Source organism: Aliagarivorans taiwanensis DSM 22990, assembly GCF_000429505.1.
GTDB lineage: Bacteria > Pseudomonadota > Gammaproteobacteria > Enterobacterales > Celerinatantimonadaceae > Aliagarivorans > Aliagarivorans taiwanensis.
In genome coordinates, this window is sequence record NZ_AUBZ01000069.1 from 1 (window position 1) to 4,197 (window position 4,197).

Genomic DNA, 4,197 nt, shown 5'->3' on the forward strand with positions numbered 1-4,197 from the left:
GGAAGCCCCACACTATCATCGGCGCAGTTGCGTTTCACTTCTGAGTTCGGCATGGAGTCAGGTGGTTCCACAACGCTATTGCCACCAGGCAAAAACTTGTCTCTTAGCTCGTCTGCTTTAGCGCCACAGCCGAGGTAATCATTCGAGAGGCAGGCATTATAACCAGCTAATCGGGAATTACAATCCCTATCGATAGGGGATAACTACACTTGTATTAGATGCTTTACAGGAATCAGCCATGTAGACCCGACATCCCCCTTGGTTAGAGGGAGGAACCCTCGCCTTAGCCCTAATAGCAGGCAGCCTCAACGTAGTCGGACAGCTCGCTTTTGAGCACCAGGCCATCTCTCATCTCAGCGGTGTCGCGTCGCGACTCGGTGAAGACTTAGCGACCGATCAAAGCCATACACTGAGCCTTTTAGGTATCTTAGTCAGCTTCGCGCTCGGTGCAGCCCTAAGTGGATTCATTGTGGGGCGATCAGCGCTAAGGTTAAGCCACAACTACACCTTGGTGCTCGCCCTAGAGTCCCTGCTCATAGCAGGTACTCTGTTAGCAATTGATAACCAAACTCCTATCAGCCACTACCTAGCCGCAATTGCCTGCGGCCTGCAAAACAGTATGTTCACCACCTATAGCGGTGCCATACAGCGAACCACCCATGTAACCGGCATCGTGACCGATCTCGGTCTAATGCTCGGACGGCGACTACGCGGCCACAAGCAAGACCAAAGAAAGGCCCGGCTCTTTCTGATCATTCTCAGCAGTTTTATCCTCGGCGGGTTTATCGCAACCAAGCTATTTAACACCCATGGCTACCAGGCACTTTGGTTCCCACTGAGTATGTGTCTGTTGTTACTGGTAGTGCATGGAAGTTACTTGGTGATCGCTAGAAAGCCGCTTGATATGTCTTAGTATCCACCAATGCAATTTCTACCTATCAATCTTAAGCCTGAACTAACTGATTCGAGCAGCTCAGGATGGTACCAATTATATTGAAAGTCAGGTCAAAGAGCAGGCTGATAATCAAGCGCAACACTTATGTAATTAACCACTCTTCGATACACTTTTATGAAGGATTTATTTATAAGGACATTTCAAAATGAACCGAGCAGTTCTTCTCGCTTGCCTATCAGCCATCTCTTTTCAATTAGCCGCAGCAAATGCAAGTAACAACGCCAGCCAAGGGGCTGAACAATCCGCATTAGCCACAGGACACAGTGTTGCGGGAGGAGCCCAAGTAGCAAGCGCAGTTACAGCAGTACCACTCATCGTCGCTGGTGAACTGGGAACAGTAAGTGGAGAAGCTGGCGGCTCGTTGGCCGAGTCAGCAACTGGAGAGTTTGATCAGCCACTCGACGTTACCGACCACACCATTACCGCTCAACCCTCACCGCAGCATATGATGGCAGAGCAGGAGTAACCATGAAGCGTTTACTACTGGCTCTGATCTGTTTTTGTCTTCCTTTAGAGTACGCATTGGCAGGAAGTCAAAGTGGAGGAGAAAAGCACTTCGATACAGAAGAACTGGTCAGCTTCGCTAAGTCTGTCGAGCACTATGCGGCTAAACAAGGTGCTAGGGTGTTCATTATCGGACGAGTTGGGCAACCAGAAGATAAGCTACCGGATAGCATCCACTTCACCCATACTGCAGTTGCCATCTATAGCGCAATCACTACCGATAGCGGTGAAACTGTAAATGGCTATGCGATACATAACTTGTATCAGTTACCGGGCGAGTTAGATAAAAGCGAGTTAGTCGTCGATTATCCGGTCGATTTTTACTGGGGAGCTTATGAGCTGAAAGCTGGTATTATTATTCCCAGCCCGAAGTTACAAGCCCGCTTACTTCAAGCATTTGCTAACAGTGACAACGAAAAAGTCCACAACCCTAACTACTCTCTGATAGCCAACCCGTTCAACAATCAATACCAAAACTGCACAGAGCACACTCTGAACATAGTCAACTCTGCCATCTACTCAACCACCGATATCGAACAGTTAAAAGCTAACACTCAAGCGTACTTTTCACCGCAATCAATCGGTATGAGCCGCCTTAAGCTGCGACTGGGATCCTGGTTTGTCGATGAGGTCAGCCTTGCCGATCATAAAGGGAAGGTTAAAACAGCAACGTTCACATCGATTGCTCGCTACTTAGAAGAAAACCAGCTACTCAAGCAAGCAGTGATTTTACGCGCAGAACAACCACCCACAAGTTTGCTTTAGCACAAACTATAACTAACGATGGCTGAGTGGGTTGCATGTAATTACTACACTGATAGCTCAGCCTAAGTCATGCAAACCTTTTACGAAATCATTCAGCAGCAATATGCTAACAGCACTCTTGCTCAATCTGATACAACAGCTCAAGCGCAGATGCATCTTCACAAGCTTCGAAGTATTCGTATAGAGGATTAAGTTGATTGCCAATAAAGTGCAGATTGTCACGTTTCATCTTTGCTTGCTCGGCCCTCTTTTGCTGAAAGTACTGACACCAAGTCTCCCCGCCACTTCCGGAATCAAGCTGACTTTCTAGTTTTGCAATCAGCGTATCAGCCTTTCCATCACAATCTAGCCCGCAAAAACTCACATAGCGATCTAACTCTTCAACAGCATCTTTCATTGGTCTTCCTTACTACATACTCTATGACCGACAAGGATTAACATTACATTTATCAAGGAATACTGAGCAATTAGCGCGCCGGAGGCTATCTCTTTGTTTTTCATAAACTAATGACTCGTTGCCAGTCGAACAGGTAGGACCAGACCCAACAAAATGTGGACTTTGCGACACTCGCTGCTGTTTTCGAAACTGGTGCCTTAGCCAACATAACTAACTGTTAGACTCTAGCCATAGGCTAAAACTAACAGCGTCTTGATGGTCAATTTATGAAAGTAAATAAGGTCACTAAGGTATGGGATTCAGGCAAGCATTGCGCGTTTACCGACCTTTGTATGTTTAACGGCTCTCTCTGGTTGTGTTTCCGTGAAGGCGACTCACATGTCAGCCCTGATGGCCAAGTACTGATACTTAAATTCAACTCGAGCGACAACAGCTGGCAGGAACAGGCGCGGATAACCCTTACCGATGCAGACTTGCGCGACCCCAAGTTGATGATCTTTGAAGAGCAACTAATGCTGACCTGCGCGGCGAAACAGGGTTTCGACGAGCGCCCCTACCATCAAAGCTATCTAAGTTGGTCAAGCGATGGCAAACAGTGGAGCGATCTCAAGCCGGTTGCAGAAAAAAGCATGTGGCTCTGGCGAAGCCGCGCACTTAGCGACGGCATTTATTCCATCGGCTACAAGGCTGCGGAACAGCAAGTCACCCTCTACCGTATGGAGCAAAGGGCCTATCAACCATGGGTTGCGCCACTATTTAGCAAGCAGCTCAATGGCCTTGGCTATCCCAACGAGCACGACATGTGCTTAGTAGACGGTAGCCGCGCAGCCTGTCTTCTCAGACGCGATGCAGATACTGCATCGGCCCAGTTAGGCATTGCGGATCCCCCTTACACCAACTGGCAATGGCACGATCTCGGTACGCGTATTGGCGGACCAGCAATGATTAAACTCAGCAACGAGCGCCTACTTTGCGCTGTGCGCCTGTATGAGCCCGTCCGCACCAGCCTTTGCTCGCTACATTTGGGCGACAAGCCAGAACTGGAAGAGATCCTATCCCTGCCTTCCGGCGGAGATTGCAGCTATCCGGGCTTAGTACAGCAAGGAGACAAGATCTATTGCAGCTACTACTCTAGCCATGAAGATAACTGCTCGATCTACTTCGCTGAGTTATCGCTGTAAATTGAAAGCTTTCTGAGACGAAGTCTTAGGGAGTTGTGCTCTTAGCTGTTTTACGAATTTAGTAACTGTCGCTTCAAGAATCAGTATTTTTAGTCGCCGCGAAGCCTTTCACATGGGGGCGGAAGCAGCGTTGTTAACAAACCGGAGGTTTGTGCCGCTGGAGCGCGTAGGACGGAGTCCGGAGCTGGATGCCCCACCCTGTGGGCTAATGTGGACGTCTGTCACTGGCAGGGGCCCAATACGAAAAAACCCAGCCGTTAGGCTGGGTTTTCGAATTGGGTGCCTGGCAGTGGGACAGGGTTTCGAAAGTAGGTCAGTTTAGTGTGCGAGGAATGCAAAAAGGCCCCGCTCGTTAGAGCAGGGCCTTCTTATTGGGTGCCTGGCAGTGACCTACT

4 protein-coding genes, 1 rRNA gene and 1 pseudogene are annotated in these 4,197 nt (G+C 48.9%); 4 read left to right on the forward strand and 2 right to left on the reverse strand.

Features of this window, described 5'->3' with window-relative positions:
* Positions 1-89: ribosomal RNA gene (gene rrf / locus G462_RS0119940) — 5S ribosomal RNA — on the reverse strand; the annotation flags it as partial.
* Positions 90-289: 200 nt separating this feature from the next.
* Between rrf and G462_RS23535 the strand changes: the two are divergent.
* The 3 genes and pseudogenes from G462_RS23535 to G462_RS23540 form a co-directional block, all read left to right on the forward strand.
* Positions 290-913: pseudogene (locus G462_RS23535) on the forward strand (YoaK family protein); the annotation flags it as partial.
* Between the two features lie 187 nt (positions 914-1,100).
* Positions 1,101-1,421: a hypothetical protein gene (locus G462_RS0119950; RefSeq protein ID WP_026960546.1), complete on the forward strand. Its 321-nt coding sequence runs from the start codon at positions 1,101-1,103 to the stop codon at positions 1,419-1,421.
* A gap of 2 nt (positions 1,422-1,423) precedes the next feature.
* The gene (locus G462_RS23540) at positions 1,424-2,224 is read left to right on the forward strand and encodes a DUF2145 domain-containing protein (RefSeq protein WP_035478506.1); all 801 of its coding nucleotides are present in this window, start codon (positions 1,424-1,426) and stop codon (positions 2,222-2,224) included.
* A gap of 106 nt (positions 2,225-2,330) precedes the next feature.
* Here the strand turns inward: G462_RS23540 and cowN are convergent, their stop codons facing one another.
* A complete protein-coding gene (cowN, locus tag G462_RS0119960) occupies positions 2,331-2,621 on the reverse strand; it encodes a N(2)-fixation sustaining protein CowN (RefSeq protein WP_026960547.1) in 291 nt (96 codons plus the stop codon).
* A 266-nt stretch (positions 2,622-2,887) separates the two neighbouring features.
* Between cowN and G462_RS23545 the strand changes: the two genes are divergently transcribed.
* Positions 2,888-3,802, forward strand: coding sequence for a hypothetical protein (locus G462_RS23545; RefSeq protein WP_035478508.1), 915 nt, complete (start codon positions 2,888-2,890; stop codon positions 3,800-3,802).
* Positions 3,803-4,197 lie beyond the last annotated feature (395 nt).

Coding starts and splice junctions, on each gene's coding strand:
- G462_RS23545 (WP_035478508.1), top strand. CDS start 2,888: ATGAAAGTAAATAAGGTCACTAAGGTATGGGATTCAGGCAAGCATTGC.
- cowN (WP_026960547.1), bottom strand. CDS start 2,621: ATGAAAGATGCTGTTGAAGAGTTAGATCGCTATGTGAGTTTTTGCGGG.
- G462_RS23540 (WP_035478506.1), top strand. CDS start 1,424: ATGAAGCGTTTACTACTGGCTCTGATCTGTTTTTGTCTTCCTTTAGAG.
- G462_RS0119950 (WP_026960546.1), top strand. CDS start 1,101: ATGAACCGAGCAGTTCTTCTCGCTTGCCTATCAGCCATCTCTTTTCAA.